The sequence below is a fragment of the Variovorax sp. LARHSF232 genome (assembly GCF_052871435.1).
Genome location: NZ_JBIXJS010000003.1, coordinates 536,905 through 556,839 on the forward strand (window position 1 = coordinate 536,905; position 19,935 = coordinate 556,839).

Here is a 19,935-nt window from a genome sequence, read left to right on the forward strand (position 1 = left end):
CAGTGGGCGAATTCTAGTCGCAAACTATCATCGAACGCGCGAAGAGACATGCACGAGATAGGCAGATGAACAAGGCATTCACCAAGGAAAGCGACACCGACGATGAGGAAGACGGCGCATCGCTGCCGTCCATTCCCGCCGGCACCCGCAACTACATGACGCCGGGCGGCTTCGCCCGTCTGCGCGCGGAACTTCTGCAACTGATGGACGAGGAGCGGCCCAAGGTGGTGGAGGCCGTGCACTGGGCCGCCAAGAACGGCGATCGCTCGGAAAACGGCGACTACCTCTATGGCAAGAAGCGCCTGCGCGAGATCGACCGGCGCATCCGTTTCCTCACCAAGCGGCTGGAAATCGCCGAGGTGACCGACCCCTCGGTTCACCACGGCCGCGACCAGGTCTTCTTCGGCGCCACCGTCACCTATGCCGACGAGCACGGCGAGGAAAACAGCGTCACCATCCTGGGCATCGACGAAGCCGAAAGCAGCCAGCACCAGGTGAGCTGGATCTCGCCCATCGCCCGATCCTTGCTGAAAGCGCGCGAAGGCGACGTGGTGAAGCTGGTCACGCCCGGCGGCGTGCACGAGATCGAGGTGCTGGAGGTGCGCTACCCGACGCCTGCTTAAGGCGCAGGCACGGTGCGCACGGCGCTCAGCACCGAAGGCGTTCGCCGCACCGCGCGAAGCACCGCGTCCAGGTGCACGCGGTCGCGCACGGCGATCACGAAGCGCAGGTCGGTCGAGTCCTGTGGCACTTCTTCCGACATCTCCACGTGGGTGATGTCGGCTTCGGCGGCCGAGAGCGACGCTGCCACACGCGCCAGCACGCCCTTGTCGTTGCGCACGGTGATGATGACGCCGGTCTCGAAGGTGCGCACCGGCTCGTCCGCCCATTCGACCGCGAAGAAGCGCTCGCTGTCGCGATAGCGCAGGCGCTGGCCGACGCCGCATTGCTCGGTGTGGACCACCAGGCCCTCGCCATGCCCCAGGTAGCCGACGATCTCGTCGCCCGGAATGGGACGGCAGCACAGGGCGAAGCGCACCGAGGAGTTCTCGCTGCCATCCAGGGTGACGGCGCCTTGCGACACCGTCTCATGCGCGGTGAAGCGTTCGCGGCTCAGCATCAGCGCGTCCGGCTTCTCGCCGCGCTCGCCCAAGAGGGCCATCAGCCGCTTGGCCACGATGGTGGCGATGCGCCTTCCCAGGCCGATGTCGGTCAGCAGTTCGGCGCGCGTGCGGTTGCCGGTGAAGCGCAGCAGCTTCTCCCACATCGCCTGGTGCTCTTCGTCGTCGGCCGGCAGGCTGCCCAGGCCTTCGGCGCGTAGCGCCTGGGCCAGCAGGCGTTCGCCCAGCGTTTCGGATTCGGCCTGCGCCAGGGTCTTCAGGTAGTGGCGGATCTTGGAGCGCGCCCGACCGGTGCGCACGAAGCCCAGCCAGGCCGGATTGGGGTTGGACGTCGGCGCGGTGATGACTTCCACCACGTCGCCGTTCTTCAGCTCGGTGCGCAGCGGCACCTGGTCGCCGTTGATGCGCGCCGCCGAGGTGTGGTCGCCCACGTTGCTGTGGATGGCGTAGGCAAAGTCGATCACGGTGGCGCCGCGCGGCAGCGCCAGGATCTGGCTCTTGGGCGTGAAGACGTAGACGGCGTCGGGGAACAGGTCGACCTTGACGTGGTCCCAGAACTCGGCGGCGTCGCGGGTTTCGTCCTGGATGTCGAGCAGCGACTGCAGCCACTTGGTGCCCAGCCGTTCGTTGCTGGCCGGCGTCGGGTCGGAGGCCTTGTAGAGCCAGTGCGCCGCCACGCCGGATTCGGCCACCACGTGCATGGCCTCGGTGCGCAACTGAAACTCGACGTTCACGCCCGAGGGGCCGACCAGGGTGGTGTGCAGCGACTGGTAGCCGTTGACCTTGGCAATCGCGATGTGGTCCTTGAACTTGCCGGGCAGCGGCTTGTACATCTGATGCAGGATCCCCAGACCCGTGTAGCAGCTGATCACCGTCGGCAAGATCAGGCGAAAGCCATAGATGTCGGTCACCTGGGCAAAGCTCAGGTGCTTGTCCTGCATCTTGCGATAGATGGAATAGAGCGTCTTTTCGCGGCCGGCGATGCGCAGGCTGATGCTGGCGCCGGTGAAGGCGCTCTCGACCTCGCGCTGCACCTTCTGGATCAGGTCGCGCCGGCGGCTGCGGGCCTTGGTCACCGCCTTGGACAGCACCGCGTAGCGCCAAGGCAGCAGGTGCTTGAAGGATGTCTCCTGCAACTCGCGATAGGTCTGATTCAGGCCCAGGCGGTGCGCGATCGGCGCGTAGATGTCCAGCGTTTCCTTGGAGATGCGGCCCCACTTTTCGCGCGGGACATCGTCCAGGGTGCGCATGTTGTGGGTGCGGTCGGCCAGCTTGATGAGAATGACGCGCACGTCGCGCGCCATGGCCAGCAACATCTTGCGGAAGGACTCGGCCTGGTTCTCCTCGCGGGTGTTGAACTGCAGCTTGTCCAGCTTGGTGAGGCCGTCCACCAGTTCGGCCACCGGGGCGCCGAAACGCTCGATCAGCTCGGCCTTGGTGACGCCGCAGTCCTCGATGGCGTCGTGCAGCAGGGCGGCCATCAGGGCCTGCGCATCCAGCTTCCATTCGGCGCACTGGGCGGCCACCGCGATGGGGTGGGTGATGTAGGGCTCGCCGCTGTTGCGCAGCTGGCCCAGATGGGCCTCGTCGGCAAAGCGGTAGGCGCGGCGCACCTGCTCGGTGTCTTCCGCGTTCAAATAGTCGAGCTTGGCCGTGAGCGCGGCAAAGCTGGCGGCCGCGGCATTGAGCGCTGCCGGCGTGGGGCGATGGTGCGCCCCGCCCCCCGGGGCGTTGGCCTTGGGTTTGGCGACCGCGCTCATACCTCGACTTTAGCGCGCCGGCCGCCGGCCCGTGTCCGGGCACAAAAAAGGCACCACAGTGGGTGCCTTTCTCGGGGGAAGTGACCAGCCGCTATCAGCCGGGAACCTTCTTCAGCATTTCCAGGCCGACCTTGCCGTCCGCGATTTCGCGCAGGGCCGTCACGCCGGGCTTGTTCTTGCTTTCGATCTTCGGGGCATGGCCCTGGCTCAGCATGCGGGCACGGTAGGTGGCCGCCAGCACGAGTTGAAAGCGGTTGGGGATCTGTTGCAGGCAATCTTCGACAGTGATGCGGGCCATCGTTGTGCTTTCGGGTGGTGGTCTGTCAGGGTATGTTCAGCGCGGCAAAAGTGTCGGCGCGAAAGCGGCGCTGTGCGGAATACCGAAGCCGCTGCGCGTGGACGATCGCTTTGAGATCGAAAAGCGCGCGCTCAAATAACTCGTTGATTATAACGAAATCGAATTCCCGGGCCTGTGCCATTTCCTCTGCAGCGTTTTTCAGGCGCACTTCGATCACCTCGTTGCTGTCCTCCCCGCGCCGCTCCAGGCGGGAGCGCAGTTCTTCCCAGCTGGGCGGCAGGATGAAGATCAGCACCGCGTTGGCAAAGGTCTTGCGGATCTGAAGGGCGCCCTGGAAGTCGATTTCCAGCACCACGTCTGCCCCGGTCGCAATGCGCTCCTCGATCGCCTTCTTGGAGGTGCCGTAGCGCTGACCGTGCACATGCGCCCATTCGACGAAGGCGTCGCCCTCGACCATGGCGTCGAACTCGGCATGGGAGGCAAAGAAGTACTCGCGCCCATGCTTTTCCTGGCCGCGCGGTGGACGGGTGGTGTGGGAGACCGAAGGTTGCACGGCCGAATCGAGCTCCATCAGCGCCTTCACCAGGCTCGACTTGCCGGCGCCGCTGGGCGCCGCGACCACGAAGATGTTTCCGGGATAGTCCATGGCCGGTTTTACTCGATGTTCTGTACCTGCTCGCGCATCTGTTCGATGAGCACTTTCATGTCGACCCCGATGCGCGAGAGCTCCAGGGTGGCCGACTTGGAGCCCAGCGTGTTGGCCTCGCGGTGCAGTTCCTGGATCAGGAAATCGAGTCGCTTGCCGATGTCGCCGCCCTTCTTCAGGAGGCGCTCGATTTCGTCCAGGTGCGAGTCCAGCCGGGTCAGTTCTTCCGCCACGTCGATGCGGATGGCGAAGGCGGTGGCTTCGGAGAGGGCGCGGTCCTGCGCCGCTTCGGGCAAGGTGCTGCCGGCCGCCAGGCCCATGGCCTCTTGCCAGCGCTCCAGGAAGCGGGTGCGCTGCTGCTCGACCAGTTGCGGCACCAGCGGAGCGGCCTGCTCGGCCAGCTTGCGCAGCTGCGCCACGCGGCCGCTCAGCATGGTCGCCAGGCGGGCGCCTTCGCGGGCGCGTGCGGCGAGCAGCTCGTCGGCCACGCGGGTGGCCAACTCGGTCAGCGCCGGGCCCCAGTCGCCGTGCGCGGCACTATCGCCGCCGGCCAGGCGCAGCACATCGGCCACGCTCAGCTCGCGCGCTTCCGGCAGCCAGGCGCGGATGCTGTCCTGCACGCCATTGAGGCGCTGCAGAAAGCGTGCGGAAGGCTCCACCACGCCGCCGGGCGCCGTGCTTTCGATGGCGCCGCGCACCTCGACCTTGCCGCGTTTGAGGCGTTCTCCCAACAGTTCGCGCAAGCCGGCTTCGTGCTGGCGCAACTCTTCCGGAAGCTTGAAGGTGAGGTCGAGAAAGCGGCTGTTGACCGATCGGATCTCCAGGCCAAGCCGGCCCGCTGCCGAGGGGCGCGCGTCGCTTTCGGTGGTGCCTGCTGGGCTTGCGGTCTGGCCACTTGCGTAGCCGGTCATGCTGTAAACTGCCATTGCGCCTCGCTGTGTTCTGTTGTGTGCACGGGCGGCGCCGGCACGTTGTTCGCTTGCCGCACTGCCGCCTTCGGGCGAAACTCCCGGATTATGTCAAAGGTCAAACCTTCGCCCTTGTTGCCGGACACGGTCATAGGCGGATATCGCGTCGTGCGCCGCCTGTCGGCGGGTGGTTTTGGCGTCGTGTATCTGGCCGTCGACAGTGGCGGCCAGCAGGTCGCCATCAAGGAATACTTGCCGTCTTCGCTGGCCACCCGTGGCGTTGGCGAGCTGCTGCCGGTGGTGGCGCCGGAAAAACTTTCGCTCTACCGCCTGGGCCTCAAGAGCTTCTTCGAAGAGGGCCGTTCGCTGGCCCAGATCTCGCACGCCTCGGTGGTCAGCGTCCTCAACTTCTTCCGGGAAAACGAGACGGTCTACATGGTGATGAACTACCTGGAGGGCGCGACCCTGCAGGATTTCATCGTCACCGCGCGCGACCTGAAAAAGCAGAAGGTGTTCCGCGAGTCCACCATCCGCTCGCTGTTCGACGAGATCCTGCGCGGCCTGCGCATCGTGCACCAGCACAAGATGCTGCACCTGGACATCAAGCCGGCCAACATCTTCGTCACCGACGACGACCGCGCGGTGATGATCGACTTCGGTGCCGCGCGCGAGGTGCTCAGCAAAGAGGGCAACTTCATCCGCCCCATGTACACCCCCGGCTTCGCCGCGCCCGAGATGTACCGGCGCGACTCCTCCATGGGGCCCTGGACCGACATCTACGCGATCGGCGCCTGCATCTACGCCTGCATGCAGGGCTATCCGCCCAGCGACGCGCCGCAGCGCATCGAGAAAGACCGGCTCTCGCTCTCGCTGTCGCGCCTGCGCGGCGTCTATTCCGACAACCTGATCGAGGTGGTGGAGTGGTGCATGTCGCTCGATCCGCTATCGCGCCCGCAGTCGGTGTTTGCGCTGCAAAAGGAGCTCAGCCGCGAAGGCGAGCGCCGCTACACCAAGCTCACCGTCGGCGAGAAGGTGCGTCTTTCGATCGACAACATTCGCTCGCCCGAGAAGAAGTCGCTGCCCAAGGCGGCGGCGCCCACCACCCGTCCGGCATGAACTTTCGTCTTCTCGAGATCCAATGAAGTTTTCCGTATTCCAGGTCAGCCGCAAGGGCGGCCGTCTCAAGAACGAAGACCGCATGGGCTATTGCTACACGCGGGAATCGGGCCTGTTCGTGCTGGCCGACGGCATGGGCGGCCACCCCGAGGGCGAGGTGGCGGCGCAGCTGGCGCTGCAGACCATTGCCGCGCTTTACCAGCGCGAGGCGCGGCCGCTGCTCAAGGACGTCAAGGCCTTCCTGGGTTCGGCCGTGATGGCGGCGCACCAGCAGATCATGCGTTACGCCGGCGGCAAGGGCATGCTCGACACGCCGCGCACCACCGTGGTGGCCGCGGTGCTGCAAGACAACTGCGCGACCTGGGTGCACTGCGGCGACTCGCGCCTGTACGTCGTGCGCGACGGCGAACTGCTCACCCGCACGCTCGATCATTCGCATGCCGAGCGCCCGCGTCCGCACCCCGGGCCCGAAAGCGCCAACCGCAACCTGCTCTTGACCTGCCTGGGCTCGCCCACCACGCCGATGTTCGACATGGCGGAACCGCTGCCGCTGCAGCAGGGCGACCGCATCATGCTGTGCTCCGATGGCCTGTGGGGCGTGATGGACGAAATGCAGATCGTGCGCATCCTCGCCACCCGGTCGGTGGCCGACGCGGCACCCGAACTGGTCGAGATGGCGCTGCGCCGCGGCGGCGCCAACGGCGACAACGTCACCATGATCGCGCTCGAATGGCAAACGCCCGACACCCCGGGCGTGGAGCGCGGGATCTCCACCGACAGCATCAGCGAAGGCGTGTTTGCCTCCACCATCCAGGCCGGCATGCCTGCCGACGGAGAGGCGGCCGACCTCGACGAGGACGCCATCGAGCGCTCCATCGCCGAGATCAACGAGGCCATCCGCCGCTCTGCGGCGCGCAGCAAGACCTGAGCGCTTCTTTCTTCTTTTTTCGCATCCAACATGACTGACTACACCCGTAGCGGCGGCCGCGCCGCCGACCAGCTGCGCCCCGTGCGCATCACCCGTGGCTTCACCATCCATGCCGAAGGCTCGGTGCTGATCGAGTTCGGCCAGACCCGCGTGCTGTGCACCGCCTCGGTCGAAGAGAGGGTGCCGCCGCACAAGAAGGGCAGCGGCGAAGGCTGGGTGACGGCCGAGTACGGCATGCTGCCGCGCGCCACCCACACCCGCAGCAGCCGCGAAGCCGCCAAGGGCAAGCAGACCGGCCGCACGCAGGAGATCCAGCGCCTGATCGGCCGCTCCATGCGCGCCGTGTTCGACCTGGCGGCGCTCGGCGAGCGCACCATCCACCTCGACTGCGACGTGCTGCAGGCCGACGGCGGCACCCGCACCGCAGCCATCACCGGAGCCTTCGTGGCCGCGCAGGACGCCGTCAACAAGCTGCTGGCGGGCGGGCTCATTGCCACATCGCCCATCAAGGGCCACGTGGCCGCGATCTCGGTGGGCATCGTCGGTGGCACGCCGCTCCTGGACCTGGAATACACCGAGGATTCGGCCTGCGACACCGACATGAACGTGGTGATGACCGGCGCCGGCCATTTTGTCGAAGTGCAGGGCACGGCCGAAGGCGTGGCCTTCTCGCGTGCCGAGATGGATTTGCTGCTGGGCCTGGCCGAGAAAGGCATCGGCGAGCTGATCGCACTGCAGACGCAGGCACTGGAAGGCGCCTGAAACCGTCATGTTGAAGCTGGTCCTGGCCTCCAACAACGCCGGCAAGCTGGCCGAGCTGCAGGAGCTGTTCGCGCCCCTGGGGATCGAACTGGTGCGCCAGAGCGAGCTGGGCGTGAGCGAGGCCGAGGAGCCGCATCGCACCTTCGTCGAGAACGCCCTGACCAAGGCGCGCCACGCCAGTGCCGCCACCGGCCTGCCGGCCATCGCCGACGATGCGGGGCTGTGCGTCGATGCCTTCGGCGGCTTGCCCGGCGTGGACACCGCCTACTACGCGACGCAGTTCGGCTACCCCAAGGGCGATGGCAACAACGTGCGCGCCTTGCTCGAGCAGATGCAGGGCGTGACCAACCGCCGCGCCGCCCTGGTCAGCACGCTGGTGGCGCTGCGCAGCCATGACGATCCCGAGCCGCTGATTGCCGCCGGCCGCGTGGTGGGTGAGATCACGCGCGAGCCCGTGGGCGAGAACGGCTTCGGCTTCGACCCGGTGATGTTCCTGCCTCAGTTCGGCAAGACCTTCGCCCAACTGCCCCCCGACGTGAAGAATGCCAACAGCCACCGCGGTCAGGCGGCCCGGCAGATGCTGGCATTGATGCGCGAACGCTGGACCTCTTCCGTACTGTCGTGACCATCCCGATCCAGCCCGTAGCCGCTGCGAGCGGTGCGGGCGCAGCCCAGGCCAATGACGTGCTGCACCAGATGCGGCCCGGCCCGCTGCAGCTTGCCGCCTTGCCGCCCTTGTCGCTTTACGTGCATCTGCCGTGGTGCCTGCGCAAGTGCCCGTACTGCGATTTCAATTCGCACGAGTGGCGCGAAGGAGGCGATGGCGTTCCCGAGCAGCGCTACCTCGACGCGCTGATGGCCGACCTCGATGCCGCGCTGCCCCTGATCTGGGGCCGCAGCGTGCACACCATCTTCATCGGCGGCGGCACGCCCAGCCTGTTTTCGCCGGAAAGCATCGAGCGCCTGATCAGCGATGTGCGGGCGCGCCTGAAGCTCATGCCCGAATGCGAGATCACGCTGGAGGCCAACCCCGGCACCTTCGAGCGCGAGCGCTTTCGCGCCTACCGCGCGGCCGGCGTGACGCGCTTGTCGGTGGGCGTCCAGAGCTTCAACGACGCGCATCTGAAGGCACTGGGCCGCGTGCATGACCGGGCCCAGGCCATTGCGGCGCTGGAAGAAGCGGCGAGCGCCTTCGACACCTTCAACCTCGACCTGATGTATGCGCTGCCGGGCCAGAGCATTGCCGATCTGGACGCGGACCTGACGCAGGCGTTGGCGCTGGCGCCGCCGCACCTTTCGGTCTATCACCTGACGCTGGAGCCCAACACCTACTTCGCCAAGTACCCGCCGAAGGCGCTGCCGCCGGAGGACGAGGCCTACGCCATGCTGGACCGCATCACGGAGCGAACGGCAGCGCACGGCATGCAGCGCTACGAGATATCGGCGTATGCGAAAGAGGGGCATCGCTGCGCCCACAACCTCAACTACTGGCAGTTTGGCGACTATCTGGGCATTGGCGCCGGCGCGCACAGCAAGCTGAGCTTTGCGCATCGCATCGTGCGGCAGGTGCGCTTTCGCGATCCGCGCCTGTACATGGACAACGCGCTGGCCGCCAATGCGGTGGCGCAGAACGAAGAGGTGGCCATTGCCGATCTGCCTTTCGAGTTCATGCTCAATGCGCTGCGGCTGAAGGATGGCTTCACGCTGGCCCAGTTCGGCGAGCGCACCGGCCTGGCCGTTACCGCGATTCAACGCGGCATGGAAGAGGCCGAGAAGAAGGGCTTGCTGGCGCGCGACCTGTGGCACGCCTGGCCGACGGAGAAGGGCTTCGACTTCCTGAGCGATCTGCAGGAGATCTTTTTGCCAGAGGCTTGATGCTGGTTGTTTGCTGATGGCGCCGCCGCCATCGACGCAGCGACTAAAATGCATGTGCAGCCGGGCACCCGCGGCTGCCGCAAAGTTTCTTTCGGAGAGTTGGGTGAGTGGTTTAAACCAGCAGTCTTGAAAACTGCCGACGGGCAACCGTCCGTGAGTTCGAATCTCACACTCTCCGCCAGACCACTCTAGGTCAGCAAGCGCCAAGCCGCGAGCCCCGCCGATCCCGCCAACGCAAGCCAGCCGCTGCGACGCGACCACGCGAGAGTACCGGCAGGCCAGGCGTTGAGCGCCATGGCAAAAGCCCAGCCCCCGAGCATCCAGGCGCAGGCCACGAGGGTCGGCCCGCCCACCAGGCCGAGCAGGGCGGTGGCACAGGCCAGCTGCGCCGTCAGCAGCAGCGCGACCAACGTCCACCTCCGTCCTCGCCGTGAGATTTGCGGCTCCCCCAACGCCCGCGTGGGCACTGCCGAACACCAGTCGGCGAGGCCGGCCAAGGTGCTCCAGGCGGCCAGCATGGCGCCAACGTCCGTCATGTGCGGATCCCGGGCGGGCGCGGTGTTCGCCGCCGAAGCAGCACGTGCCACGCCACCAGCAGCGACAGCGCGGCGGCCGCCCACCACTGGGGCAGCCCGGAGCGCAACCCCAGCCAGGCATGCAGCGCGGCGGCGGCGACGGCGAGCGCCGCCGTGCTGCGCGGCAGCCAGGGCGCCAGGGTCGCGGCCGGCAGCAGCAGGAAGAAGGCGGTCAGCATGCCCACCATGCCGGTGCCGCGTTGCGGTTCGCGCGCCACGATGTGCGCCAGCCTGAAAGCCTCCAGCAGCAGGCCGCCGGCCACCCAGAAAGGCAGTGCACGCCACAGGCGCCGCCAAGCTGGCAGGGGCCATCGACGCGCCGATTCCTTTTGCGCGTGGGCCGGACTCGGCGCTGCGCGCCAGTGTTCGCGCAAGCGGTGCGGCCCCAGCGCGGGCGCCAGTGCAGCGCAGACGGCGCCCAGCAGCACCAGCGCCAGCGCGAAGGACAACGCCTGGGCACTGTGCAGCGCAGTGCCGGCCAGCGCGGCAGCCAGCAGCAGGACTGCGCTGAGCGTGAGCGCCCAGCGCCACAGCAGCAGCCGCCGTGGCAGTGCGGCCAGCATCAGCGACAGCGCCAGCCACGCCCCGATGCCGGCCCACGCCGCCCACAGCGGGCGCTGGGCGGGCGCGCTCCATGAAGCCGGTGGAAACAACTGCAGCAGGCCGCAGGCCAGCAAGGCGGCAGGCAGGCTGGCGTGCAGGCCGAGCAGGAGACGCTCGGCCAGCGTGGCATCGCGGATTCGTGACGGCTTGTCCATTGGCGCGCGCGGTCCTCAGGCGCGCACGCCGCGGCCGGCATCGACCGCCCGGCGCTGCCGCCGCCCGTCCAGCCAGATCAAGGTGCCCGAGAGCGACAGGAATGCCGGGGTCATGCCGAGCGCGAAGTACAGCCACTTGAGCGCCAGACCGCCAAAGTCGCCGAAATGCAGCGGCTCCATCAGGCCGTTGAACTGGCTCCAGAAGCCGCGCTCGCGTGGATCGAGAACGCTTTGCACATGGCCGCTCGCGCCCGCGACCTGCACGCGCACGGTGCTGGCCAGATGGTCGGCGAGGCCGCCGGCGAACGCAACCTGTGCGTCGGCGCGGCCCCATTGCCGCAGCGTGATCTGGCGCGGCTCGAAGCCCGGCACGGCGCGCAGCGCGGCGGCGCGCGCTTCGTCCAGGGCCACCATGGCGGCCGCCGGCGCCCGCTTCGGCGTGGTGGCCGGCGCCGACGGCTGCACGAGGTAATCGAAGGCGCGCTCGAAGACCGGCGCCAGGCCCAGCCAGGCGCCGCTGAAGGCGATGAGCAGGTGAAAGGCGAGGCCCCAGATGCCGGCCGCCTTGTGCAGGTCCGACATCACCAACCGGAAGCTGCGGCCCCAGCGCTGGGTGAACAGCTCGGCAATGATCTTGCGGTGGATCACGAAGCCGGTGCCGATCAGCACCAGCATCGCCACGCCCAGGAAGCCGACGATCCAGCGCGGCCCGAAGAACAGGAACACGTGCAGGGAGCGCAGGAACTGGCCGAGCTGGCTGTCCACCGGGCCCACCACCTCGGTGGTGTCCGAGCGCACGGCCAGCTTGGTGCGCTGCCCATCGGCGCCCCCGCCGCCCTGCTCGCGCACGAAGACGAAATGGCTGGGCGTCACCGCATCGGGCAGCAGGATGGTCTCGATCCGGGCACCGGGGTAGCGGGCGTGCACGTTGCGCGCGATCGCGTCGAGCGAGGCCGGCGCGCTCGCCCGCGGCAGCGCAGCCAGGCTCGGGTTGGCCCACAGGTCGATCTCGTTCTTGAACACCACCACGGCACCGGAGAAGCAGACGACGAACATCAGCAGGCCGGTGACGATGCCGGCCCACGAATGGATCGTGAACAGCATGTTCAGCGTGCGTTTCGAGGTCATGGCGGGTGGCGCCTTTCTTCGGGCTTCAGAAGAAGTAGGTGCCACTGAGCGCGAAGTTGCGCGGCAGGCCCGGCGACACCACGTTGGCGTTGACGGCGCCGTCGTAGTAGGTCTCGTCGAACAGGTTCTTCACGCCGAAGGTCAGGCGCCAGTTGTCGCCCAGGTAGGAGACCGAGGCATCGGCCACGAAGTAGGCGGGCAGCGAGAAGGGCAGGGCACCGCGCTGCGAACCGACATAGCGTCCTCCGGCGCCCAGCGTGACGCGCTGGAGCATCGGCAGGCGCCAGGTCAGCCACAGCGCCGCCGTGTGGCGAGGCGTCAGGTTGATCGGCAGGCCGACCAGGGCCAGGTTGGTGTCGCGCGTGACCTCGGCGTCGGTGTAGGCGTAGGCCCCGGTCAGCTTGAGGCCGCTCGCCAGGTCGGCGCCGGCCTCCAGTTCCAGGCCGCGCGCACGCTGCTCGCCGGTCTGTACCGAGAAGCCGGTGTTCACCGGGTCAGAAGTGGTCACGTTCTGGCGTTTGAGGTCGTAGATCGCCGCCGAAGCGGTCAAGCCGCCGCCAGGGCGCTCGTACTTGAGGCCGGTCTCCCACTGCTGCCCGGTCTCGGGCACGAAGGGCGTGCCGCCGAAGCTCTGGCCGCTGACGGGCAGGAAGGATTCGCTGTAGCTGGCATACGTGGCCCAGCCCGGCGTGAACTCGTACACCAGGCCACCCGAGCCGGTGGTGGCCTGGTCCTTCTGCACGGTGAAGGTGTTGCGCACCATGTCCGTGATCTCGTTGCGCGAGCGCTCGCTGCGCAGGCCCAGCAGCGCGCTCCAGCCGCCGCCGAACTTGACCTGGTCCTGCAGGTACAGGCCGGCCACGGTCAGTTCGGACGGCGCGTGCGTGGTCGGCTTGGCCGGGCAGGTCACGGGCATGCCGTAAGTCGGGGCGAACAGGTCCAGCGCGCCGATGCGGCAGGCGGTGCTGGCCTGGTCGCTGCTGCCCTTGCGTGCGTCCAGCCCGGCGACCAGGCGGTGCGACAGGCCCAGCGCCTCGAATTCGGACAGGAGCGAGGTGTCGGTCACCAGGATGTCGTAGTTCAGGTCCTGCAGCGAGGCCGTGCGGTTTTGCGTGCGCTGGTTGGCGGCCAGTGCCCCGTTGGCGACCAGGCGGCCTTCGCCCTGTTCCTTCTCGTAGCGCACGCCCTGGCGCAGTACCAGCTTGGGATTGATGCGGTGCTCGAACGCGTAGCCCACGGTGGACTGTTCCACGTCGTACGGCCCGAAGTTCGGCTCGCCGGTGAACAGGCTCAGCGGCAGCTTGCCGTTGCGGTTGGGCAGTACCGTGCCGTAGGGCGAGATGCCCTGCATGCGAATCCAGCGCGAGTGGCTGTAGGTGGCAAACAGCACCAGGTCGGTATCGGGGCCCAGGTCGAGGGAAAGCGAAGGCGCGAGCCACTGGTCCTTGCGCCACACGTGGTCGACCGGATCGTCGGTCTCGGAGATGTAGGCGTTGATGCGCAGCGCCGTCTTGCCCGATTCCGACATTGGCCGGTTCAAGTCGGCCGCCAGGCTCTTGAAGCCGAAGCTGCCCACTTCCGCGCTGACTTCGCCGAAGGCGTCCTTGCGCGGGCGCTTGCTGATGGCGTTGACGAAGCCGCCGGGCTGTACCTGCCCGTAGAGCACCGAGTTGGCGCCCTTTTGCACCTCGATGCGCTCGTAGCCGTAGGGCACCAGTCGCGTCCACATGCCGGGGCTTTGCACCAGCCCGTCGATCAGGATGGATTCGGTGGAGCGAAAGCCGCGGATGTTGATGTCGTCGAAACCGCGCCGCCCGAAGTTGACCGGGCTCACGCCGGCCACCGTTTGCAGCGCCTGCTGCAGGGTCGTGATCTGGCGCGATTCCATTTCCTCGCGTGTCACCACGCTGATCGACTGCGGCGTCTCGAGCCTGCGCATCGGGCCCTTGCCGGCGGTCTGCGATTCGGTCGGCGCGAAGCCCACGTCCTGCTCGGCCGCCGCGTTGACGCGCACTTCCTGCAGAGCGGGCGTCTTGTCCTGCGCATCGGCAGCCTGGGCACAGGCCCATGGAGAGATGCCCCAGGCCAGCGGCGTCAACAGCAGGGAGGCAAGGGAAGGAAGGCGGCGGTGCGGTGGCATGAGTGAGTGAAGGCGCGAGGCACAGTCAGGGGTTGCTGGCTGGCTTCACTCACGGGGAGAGGGCTGGCGGGGGTCGCGATTCTAGCGTAGGCCGCCGCCGCCAGCCGGCCTCAGGTGGCCGGCGCGGCGTCTTCCGACTTCTTCGCCGGCGCCGCATACCAGTTCGAGCGGGGCACCACCTTGTCCGCGGGTGGGTCGCCCAGGTAATGCGGTGACATGATCTGCACGCCGTGCTCGTTGAACACGTCAAGCAGGTTCGAGTGCAGCACTTGCATCACCTCGGCGCGCGGACGCGGCTGGGCCGGAATGGCCTGGCAGACCAGCCGGTACTCCACGTAGAAGTCCTGCAGCGCAGTCTTGAAGACCCGGGGCGGCGGCGTGTCCAGCACGCCTTCGGTGCGCCGGGCGGCCTCGGTCATCATGGCTTCGACCTGGCGCCACGGCGTGTCGTAGCCGATGGTCATCACCGTGTCCAGGATGTAGCCCTTGCCGCGGATGGTGCGCGAGTAGTTCTTGGTGACCGAGCTCATGATCAGCGAGTTGGGCAGGCTGATCTCTTCGCCCAGGCCGGTGCGGATCTTGGTGGTGAAGGTGCCCAGCTCGGTCACCGTGCCTTCCTGGTCGTTGATGCGCACATACTCGCCCACCCGGATGGTGCGCGAATACATCAGCAGCAGGCCGCTGGCGCCCTGGCCCACCAGGCCCGAGCCGCCCAGGGTGAGCATCAGGCCCACCAGCACCGAGATGCCCTTGAAGGCCTCGCTCTGCGCGCCCGGCAGGTAAGGGTAGGCCATGGCGATGGCGAACAGCCACACCGCTGCGGTGACGATGCGGCGCGTGGGCACGGCCAGGTCCTGGTCGAGCCAGCCAGGGCCGCCGCCCCGGCCGTGCTCGGCACGCTCGAACATCGGCTTGAGCAGGGCGATCACGCCGCGCGCCAGCAGGAAGATGGCGAGCGCGATGATCAGGTCGGGCAGGGCGCGCAGCACTCCGCCGCCGATGCGCTGCAGCACGCTGAACAGGAAGTCACCGAGCTGCTCGCCCCAGGCTCGCGTGTAGGCGAAGCGGGTCAGCACGAACACCAGCCATTCGTAGGCCAGCGCCGCCATCACCAGCCAGGCCGCGAAGCCGAGCAGCCAGCGCACGGCGGTGCGCAGCCGCGAGGGATGCAGCAAGGACGCTTCGTCCGCCTGGAGCTTGGCTGTTCTTTTTTCAAGCATGCGTGCGGCACGCGCCATGAGCAGCTGCCGCAGGCGCCACGCGCCCCACACCGCGATCGCGAAGACCAGCGTGGCGAGCGCGCTGTAGAGCAGGGCACGCATCAATCGTCCCTTGTCGCGCGCCTCCCGGGTTTCGGCAATGGCGTGCGACAGCGCCTGCGCGCTGCGCTGTGTCAGGGCCTCGAAGGATTCGCCGCTGACCTTGTCTGCGTCTTCCGGCACCAGGATCAGCGCGAAGGCGCCGTCGATCATCAGCAGGCTGCCCTGCGGCGCCTGCTGCACGCTCACCGTGCCGGGGCCGCCCTTGTCGAGCAGGTCACGGATGGTCTGCTCGGCGCGCTGGGCGCGCTCGGCCGGCGGCACGCCGAGGAAATAGGCGCGCAGCAGGGCCACCTTGCGATTGAGGACCACCACGTGGGCCGGCGCCGGCGCCGCCTGTTGCATCGTCGTCGTCGCGGCAGCCCCTTCGGGCGCGCCCGCCTGGGCCCATGCCGACGCCGGCAGCAGCAAGCCGAGCATCAGCAGCAGGCAAGCAACCGGGGAGCGGGCGCCATGCATCAACAGGGCCCAGGAACGCAACAGGACGGGGACGCGCATCACGAAGAATCCTCCAGTGGACCGCAGGGAACTTTCCTGCCCCCGCGCAGCCGCCGGCCGATGATGCCTGAATCCGAGGTAGGCTCCGCAGCCCGTCGCCAAGCAACAAGAACGAGTCACAAACGTGCATGCCGCCTCCCTTCTCCTGATCATCCTTTGCGCCGGCCTGGCCAGCCAGTGGCTGGCGGCGCAGATCCGGCTCCCGGCGATCGTCGTGCTGATCGCCGTCGGCCTCCTGCTGGGGCCGGTCAGCGGCGTGGTGCACCTCGACATCGAACGCGAGCAGCTCAGCGAACTGATCGGCCTGGGCGTGGCCATCATCTTGTTCGAGGGCGGCATGGACCTGAAGCTCAGCGAGTTCAAGCGCGTCGGCCACGGCGTGGGCCGGCTCACCGTGCTGGGCCCGCCGCTGGCCTGGCTGTTTGGCAGCCTGGCGGCGCACTACATCGGCGGCCTCGAATGGCCGGTGGCCATCGTGCTGGGCGCCATCCTGGTGGTGACCGGGCCCACAGTGATCCTTCCGCTGCTGCGCCAGGCGCGGCTCAACAAGGAATCGGCGGCCCTCCTGAAATGGGAAGGCATCGTCAACGACCCCATCGGCGTGCTGATGGCGGTGCTGGCCTTCCAGTACTTCACCATTTCCGGCGGCGGCCTGGCCACCACCCTGAAGGCGCTGGGCGCCGCCATCGCGGTGGCGCTGGTGCTGGGCGGTCTGGGTGGCTGGCTGATCGGCTGGCTGTACCGGCGCGGCGGCGCGCCCGAGCATCTGAAGGCGCCGGTGCTCATGGTGCTGGTGCTGGCCGTCTTCTGGCTCAGCAACCAGGTGCAGCACGAGGCCGGCCTGCTCACCGTCACCGTGATGGGGCTGGTGATCGGCAACATGGACCTGGTGGAGCGCGAGGCACTGCAGCGCTTCAAGGAAGACCTGACGGTGGTGTTGCTGTCGGTGCTGTTCATCGTGATTCCGAGCCAGCTGGAGGCCGGCGAACTCAAGCTGATCGACTGGCGCATGGTGGCTTTCGTGCTGGCCATCGTGTTCGTGGTGCGCCCGCTGACCATCGGCCTGGCCACGCTGGGCGCGCCGATGCGCAAGGAAGACAAGCTCCTGCTGGCCTGGATCGCACCGCGCGGCATCGTGGCGGTGGCCACCGCCGGCATCTTCGGCCCGGCGCTGGTGGCTGCCGGCTACCCAGATGCCGCAAAGCTGCTGCCCGTCACCTTCCTGCTGGTCATCAGTACTGTGCTGTGCCATGGCCTGAGCCTGGGCCGCATCGCGCGCAAGCTGGGGCTGGCGGCAGGCAGCGATTCGGGCCTCTTGATCGTCGGCGCCTCGCCCTTTACCTGCGCATTGGCGCTGGCGCTGCAAAAGCTGCAGATCGACGTGCTGGTGGTGGACCGCTACTACGACGCTCTCAAGCTCGCGCGCATGCAAGGCATCGAGGTCTTCTACGGCGAGTTCCTGTCCGAGCATGCCGAAGAAACGCTGGAAGTACAGCACCTGAGCTACCTCTTGTGCGCCACCGACAACGATTCCTACAACGCCCTGGTGTGCAAGGCGCAGGGGCGCCGCGTCGGCCATCACCGCACCTTCCAGCTGGCGGTCAGCCGCGGATCGGGGCAGGCGGCCGGCGAGGTGTCACTGCAGCAGCGCGGCTACGTCGCCTTTCACCAGGATGCCAACTTCCACACCCTCAATGCGCTGCTGCAGGAAGGCTGGACGGCGCAGACCACCAACCTCACCACGAGCTACGGCTGGGCTGAGTTCACCGAGCGCATGGGCGAAGTGGGCAAGGACTGGTGGCTGGTCGGCGGCGTTTCGCCCGCCGGCATGTTCCGCATCTATTCCAGCGAGCAGGCCTTCAGGGTCGAGGCAGGCTGGACGGTGATCTGCTTCGCGCCGCCGGCCGCGGCAGCCGCAGTGGCTGCGCAGGAGCGCGCGGCGGCGTGATGCGGCTGGCGGGCTGATTCCTACGCCGGCAGCTCGGCCCGCCGCGGCAGGTCGGCGCCGCGGCGCGAGCAGGTGATGGCGGCCGCGGTCACGGCAAATTCGATGGCTTGCGCGAGCTGCGCCGACGACAGCGCGCCGATGGCGTCGATCGCCAGGCAGCCTTGCTCGGCCAGCCAGGTGAGCAGGGCGGCCTGAAAAGTGTCACCGGCGCCCACGGTGTCGACCACCGTCAGGACCCGGGCCGGAACCTCGGCTTCGCCCTGGCGGTTCCAGGCAGTGGCGCCTTCGCTGCCGCGCGTCAGCACCACCAGCCCGACACCGGCGGCCAGCGCTTCGCCGGCAAACTGCGCGCGTCCCTGGCCCGGGCGCAAGAGCGCAAGGTCTTCCTCGCTGATCTTCAGGAGATGGGTGCGCGGCAGCATCCAGGCGAGCATGTCGCGCCAGCGCGCCAGATCGGGCTCGACGTTCAGGCGCACGTTCGGGTCAAAGCAGATCGGCGTGCGTGCGCGCTCGCGCTCGACCAGCGCGCGCAGGGTGGATGCAATGGGCTCGACCACCGTCGCGTACGAGCCCAGTTGCAGCGCGCTGATCTTGTGCGGCAGCAGAGCCAGCGCCTCCATGCGCAGAAGGCGGTCGGCGCAGCCCTCGCCGTAGAAGCTGTAGGCCGGCACGCCGTGCGCGTCCAGCCCCACCAGGCCCAGCGTGGTCGGCGCGTCGACACGCGCCACCGTGCCGGTGGCCACGCCTTCGACCCGCAGCGCCTGCATCAGGCGTTCGCCCAAAAAACCGCTGGAGACCGCGCTGAAAAAAGCCACCGGCTGGGCCAGCCGGGCCAGGCCCAGCGCCACGTTGAAAGGCGAGCCGCCGATGCGCGCATCCAGCGTGGTGCCGGTGGGCGTGTCCCCGGCCGCGAACACGTCCATCAAGGCTTCGCCGCAAACCACAAACATGACTGCCTCCACTTCCCTGAAAAGAAAGGCCGCACGCGCAACTGCGTCCGGACTGCGCCGCGAGCATCGCGCAGCCCGGGTGCCGCGGGAACTCGGGAAATCACTTAGTAAATCGCATTGATTTAGTTAGTCAAGGTGACCAGAATTCGCATCGTCCATCACATAAACAGGAGATGCCTCATGTCGAAGACCGCCTTCACCCGGATCGCCGCCACCCTCGCCGCCGGCCTGTGCGCCAGTGCCGGCGCGCTGGCCCAGCAGCAGCCCGTGATCGGCCTCATCACCAAGACCGACACCAATCCCTTCTTCGTGAAGATGAAAGAGGGCGCGCAGGCCGCAGCCAAGGAGCAGGGTGCCAAGCTCCTGAGCGCCGCGGGCAAGGTGGACGGCGACAACGCCGGCCAGGTGACGGCCATCGAGAACATGATCGCGGGCGGTGCCAAGACCATCCTGATCACGCCCAACGATTCCAAGGCCATCGTGCCGGCCATCAAGAAGGCGCAGGAAAAGGGCGTGATGTTCATCGCGCTGGACAGCCCCGCCGACCCGGCCGACGCCACCGACGCGCTGTTCGCCACCGACAACTACAAGGCCGGCCAGCTGATCGGCCGTTACGCCAAGGTGGCGATGGCCGGAAAGCCCGCCAAGATCGCCACGCTCGACCTGTTCCCGGGCCACCCGGTGGGCGCGCAGCGGCACAACGGCTTCATGGAGGGCTTCGGCCTGAAGGCCTTCGACGCCAAGAGCAACGAGCTGTCGAAGGCCTCCGAAATCGTCTGCTCGGCCGACAGCTTCGGCGACCAGGCCAAGGGCCAGACCGCCATGGAGAACTGCCTGCAGAAGAACCCGGACATCAACCTGGTCTACACCATCAACGAGCCGGCGGCGGCCGGTGCCTACCAGGCGCTGAAGGCAGCGGGCAAGGAAAAGGGCGTCGTCATCGTGTCGGTCGACGGCGGCTGTGCCGGCGTGCGCAATGTGAAGAACGGCGTGATCGCCGCCACCTCGCAGCAATACCCGCTGAAGATGGCCGCCATGGGCGTGGCCGCCGGCGTGCAGTACGCCAAGGACGGCAAGAAGGTCAAGGGCTACACCGACACGGGCGTCACCCTGATCAGCGACAAGCCGATGGCCGGCGTCGAGAGCAAGGACACCAAGGTCGGCACCGAGCTGTGCTGGGGCAACAAGTAAGTCAGCGCCAGAAC

At 67.7% G+C, this 19,935-nt stretch carries 18 protein-coding genes and 1 tRNA gene; 9 read left to right on the forward strand and 10 right to left on the reverse strand.

The features are described 5' to 3' along the window. Nucleotides 1-65 precede the first annotated feature (65 nt). Nucleotides 66-623 (forward strand): transcription elongation factor GreB, encoded by a 558-nt coding sequence (greB, locus tag ACIPRI_RS11375; RefSeq protein ID WP_446621538.1) that lies wholly within the window; start codon nucleotides 66-68, stop codon nucleotides 621-623. On the opposite strand, the gene ACIPRI_RS11380 is transcribed toward greB, so the two are convergent. The 4 genes from ACIPRI_RS11380 to ACIPRI_RS11395 form a co-directional block, all read right to left on the reverse strand. Next, nucleotides 620-2,881, reverse strand: coding sequence for a RelA/SpoT family protein (locus tag ACIPRI_RS11380; RefSeq protein ID WP_446621539.1), 2,262 nt, complete (start codon nucleotides 2,879-2,881; stop codon nucleotides 620-622). The two genes, greB and ACIPRI_RS11380, sit on opposite strands and share 4 nt — an antisense overlap. A gap of 94 nt (nucleotides 2,882-2,975) precedes the next feature. Further along, a complete protein-coding gene (gene rpoZ, locus ACIPRI_RS11385; RefSeq protein ID WP_446621540.1) occupies nucleotides 2,976-3,179 on the reverse strand; it encodes a DNA-directed RNA polymerase subunit omega in 204 nt (67 codons plus the stop codon). Nucleotides 3,180-3,204: 25 nt separating this feature from the next. Continuing rightward, nucleotides 3,205-3,825 (reverse strand): guanylate kinase, encoded by a 621-nt coding sequence (gene gmk / locus ACIPRI_RS11390; protein WP_446621541.1) that lies wholly within the window; start codon nucleotides 3,823-3,825, stop codon nucleotides 3,205-3,207. An 8-nt stretch (nucleotides 3,826-3,833) separates the two neighbouring features. Next, nucleotides 3,834-4,751, reverse strand: coding sequence for a YicC/YloC family endoribonuclease (locus tag ACIPRI_RS11395; protein WP_446621542.1), 918 nt, complete (start codon nucleotides 4,749-4,751; stop codon nucleotides 3,834-3,836). 90 nt (nucleotides 4,752-4,841) lie between these two features. On the opposite strand from ACIPRI_RS11395, the gene ACIPRI_RS11400 reads away from it, so the two are divergent. The 6 genes from ACIPRI_RS11400 (at nucleotide 4,842) to ACIPRI_RS11425 (ending at nucleotide 9,595) form a co-directional block, all read left to right on the forward strand. After that, nucleotides 4,842-5,849, forward strand: a complete 1,008-nt coding sequence (locus tag ACIPRI_RS11400) for a serine/threonine protein kinase (RefSeq protein ID WP_446621543.1) — start codon at nucleotides 4,842-4,844, stop codon at nucleotides 5,847-5,849. 22 nt (nucleotides 5,850-5,871) lie between these two features. After that, nucleotides 5,872-6,777: a PP2C family protein-serine/threonine phosphatase gene (locus tag ACIPRI_RS11405; RefSeq protein ID WP_446621544.1), complete on the forward strand. Its 906-nt coding sequence runs from the start codon at nucleotides 5,872-5,874 to the stop codon at nucleotides 6,775-6,777. 30 nt (nucleotides 6,778-6,807) lie between these two features. Then, on the forward strand, nucleotides 6,808-7,539 hold the full coding sequence (gene rph / locus ACIPRI_RS11410; RefSeq protein ID WP_446621545.1) for a ribonuclease PH: 732 nt from the start codon (nucleotides 6,808-6,810) through the stop codon (nucleotides 7,537-7,539). Nucleotides 7,540-7,549: 10 nt separating this feature from the next. Beyond that, complete coding sequence (rdgB, locus tag ACIPRI_RS11415; protein WP_446621706.1) at nucleotides 7,550-8,164, forward strand: RdgB/HAM1 family non-canonical purine NTP pyrophosphatase; 615 nt, start codon at nucleotides 7,550-7,552, stop codon at nucleotides 8,162-8,164. A 71-nt stretch (nucleotides 8,165-8,235) separates the two neighbouring features. After that, nucleotides 8,236-9,414, forward strand: a complete 1,179-nt coding sequence (gene hemW, locus ACIPRI_RS11420) for a radical SAM family heme chaperone HemW (protein ID WP_446621707.1) — start codon at nucleotides 8,236-8,238, stop codon at nucleotides 9,412-9,414. A gap of 93 nt (nucleotides 9,415-9,507) precedes the next feature. Next, a tRNA-Ser gene (locus tag ACIPRI_RS11425) sits at nucleotides 9,508-9,595 on the forward strand. Between the two features lie 7 nt (nucleotides 9,596-9,602). Here the strand turns inward: ACIPRI_RS11425 and ACIPRI_RS11430 are convergent. The 5 genes from ACIPRI_RS11430 to ACIPRI_RS11450 form a co-directional block, all read right to left on the reverse strand. Continuing rightward, entirely contained in the window at nucleotides 9,603-9,824 is a 222-nt protein-coding gene (locus ACIPRI_RS11430; RefSeq protein WP_446621546.1) for a hypothetical protein, read from the reverse strand. 122 nt (nucleotides 9,825-9,946) lie between these two features. Then, nucleotides 9,947-10,747: a hypothetical protein gene (locus ACIPRI_RS11435; RefSeq protein WP_446621547.1), complete on the reverse strand. Its 801-nt coding sequence runs from the start codon at nucleotides 10,745-10,747 to the stop codon at nucleotides 9,947-9,949. Between the two features lie 15 nt (nucleotides 10,748-10,762). Further along, nucleotides 10,763-11,875, reverse strand: a complete 1,113-nt coding sequence (locus tag ACIPRI_RS11440) for a PepSY-associated TM helix domain-containing protein (protein WP_446621548.1) — start codon at nucleotides 11,873-11,875, stop codon at nucleotides 10,763-10,765. A 25-nt stretch (nucleotides 11,876-11,900) separates the two neighbouring features. Further along, the gene (locus tag ACIPRI_RS11445) at nucleotides 11,901-14,015 is read right to left on the reverse strand and encodes a TonB-dependent siderophore receptor (protein ID WP_446621549.1); all 2,115 of its coding nucleotides are present in this window, start codon (nucleotides 14,013-14,015) and stop codon (nucleotides 11,901-11,903) included. A 110-nt stretch (nucleotides 14,016-14,125) separates the two neighbouring features. Continuing rightward, a complete protein-coding gene (locus tag ACIPRI_RS11450; protein WP_446621550.1) occupies nucleotides 14,126-15,832 on the reverse strand; it encodes a mechanosensitive ion channel domain-containing protein in 1,707 nt (568 codons plus the stop codon). 124 nt (nucleotides 15,833-15,956) lie between these two features. Here ACIPRI_RS11450 and ACIPRI_RS11455 point away from each other — a divergent pair, with 124 nt between their 5' ends. After that, entirely contained in the window at nucleotides 15,957-17,780 is a 1,824-nt protein-coding gene (locus ACIPRI_RS11455) for a cation:proton antiporter (RefSeq protein ID WP_446621551.1), read from the forward strand. A 20-nt stretch (nucleotides 17,781-17,800) separates the two neighbouring features. Here the strand turns inward: ACIPRI_RS11455 and ACIPRI_RS11460 are convergent, their stop codons facing one another. Then, nucleotides 17,801-18,730 (reverse strand): carbohydrate kinase family protein, encoded by a 930-nt coding sequence (locus ACIPRI_RS11460; RefSeq protein ID WP_446621552.1) that lies wholly within the window; start codon nucleotides 18,728-18,730, stop codon nucleotides 17,801-17,803. A gap of 180 nt (nucleotides 18,731-18,910) precedes the next feature. Here ACIPRI_RS11460 and ACIPRI_RS11465 point away from each other — a divergent pair, with 180 nt between their 5' ends. Further along, nucleotides 18,911-19,921, forward strand: a complete 1,011-nt coding sequence (locus ACIPRI_RS11465; protein ID WP_446621553.1) for a substrate-binding domain-containing protein — start codon at nucleotides 18,911-18,913, stop codon at nucleotides 19,919-19,921. The last annotated feature ends 14 nt before the right edge of the window (nucleotides 19,922-19,935 follow it).

Excerpts from the sequence above, each read along its gene's own strand:
- ACIPRI_RS11400 (WP_446621543.1), top strand. The coding sequence starts at position 4,842 with ATGTCAAAGGTCAAACCTTCGCCCTTGTTGCCGGACACGGTCATAGGC.
- ACIPRI_RS11445 (WP_446621549.1), bottom strand. The coding sequence starts at position 14,015 with ATGCCACCGCACCGCCGCCTTCCTTCCCTTGCCTCCCTGCTGTTGACG.
- greB (WP_446621538.1), top strand. The coding sequence starts at position 66 with ATGAACAAGGCATTCACCAAGGAAAGCGACACCGACGATGAGGAAGAC.
- ACIPRI_RS11435 (WP_446621547.1), bottom strand. The coding sequence starts at position 10,747 with ATGGACAAGCCGTCACGAATCCGCGATGCCACGCTGGCCGAGCGTCTC.
- rph (WP_446621545.1), top strand. The coding sequence starts at position 6,808 with ATGACTGACTACACCCGTAGCGGCGGCCGCGCCGCCGACCAGCTGCGC.
- ACIPRI_RS11440 (WP_446621548.1), bottom strand. The coding sequence starts at position 11,875 with ATGACCTCGAAACGCACGCTGAACATGCTGTTCACGATCCATTCGTGG.
- ACIPRI_RS11405 (WP_446621544.1), top strand. The coding sequence starts at position 5,872 with ATGAAGTTTTCCGTATTCCAGGTCAGCCGCAAGGGCGGCCGTCTCAAG.
- ACIPRI_RS11380 (WP_446621539.1), bottom strand. The coding sequence starts at position 2,881 with ATGAGCGCGGTCGCCAAACCCAAGGCCAACGCCCCGGGGGGCGGGGCG.
- ACIPRI_RS11460 (WP_446621552.1), bottom strand. The coding sequence starts at position 18,730 with ATGTTTGTGGTTTGCGGCGAAGCCTTGATGGACGTGTTCGCGGCCGGG.
- ACIPRI_RS11395 (WP_446621542.1), bottom strand. The coding sequence starts at position 4,751 with ATGGCAGTTTACAGCATGACCGGCTACGCAAGTGGCCAGACCGCAAGC.
- rpoZ (WP_446621540.1), bottom strand. The coding sequence starts at position 3,179 with ATGGCCCGCATCACTGTCGAAGATTGCCTGCAACAGATCCCCAACCGC.
- gmk (WP_446621541.1), bottom strand. The coding sequence starts at position 3,825 with ATGGACTATCCCGGAAACATCTTCGTGGTCGCGGCGCCCAGCGGCGCC.
- hemW (WP_446621707.1), top strand. The coding sequence starts at position 8,236 with ATGCGGCCCGGCCCGCTGCAGCTTGCCGCCTTGCCGCCCTTGTCGCTT.
- ACIPRI_RS11465 (WP_446621553.1), top strand. The coding sequence starts at position 18,911 with ATGTCGAAGACCGCCTTCACCCGGATCGCCGCCACCCTCGCCGCCGGC.
- ACIPRI_RS11450 (WP_446621550.1), bottom strand. The coding sequence starts at position 15,832 with ATGCGCGTCCCCGTCCTGTTGCGTTCCTGGGCCCTGTTGATGCATGGC.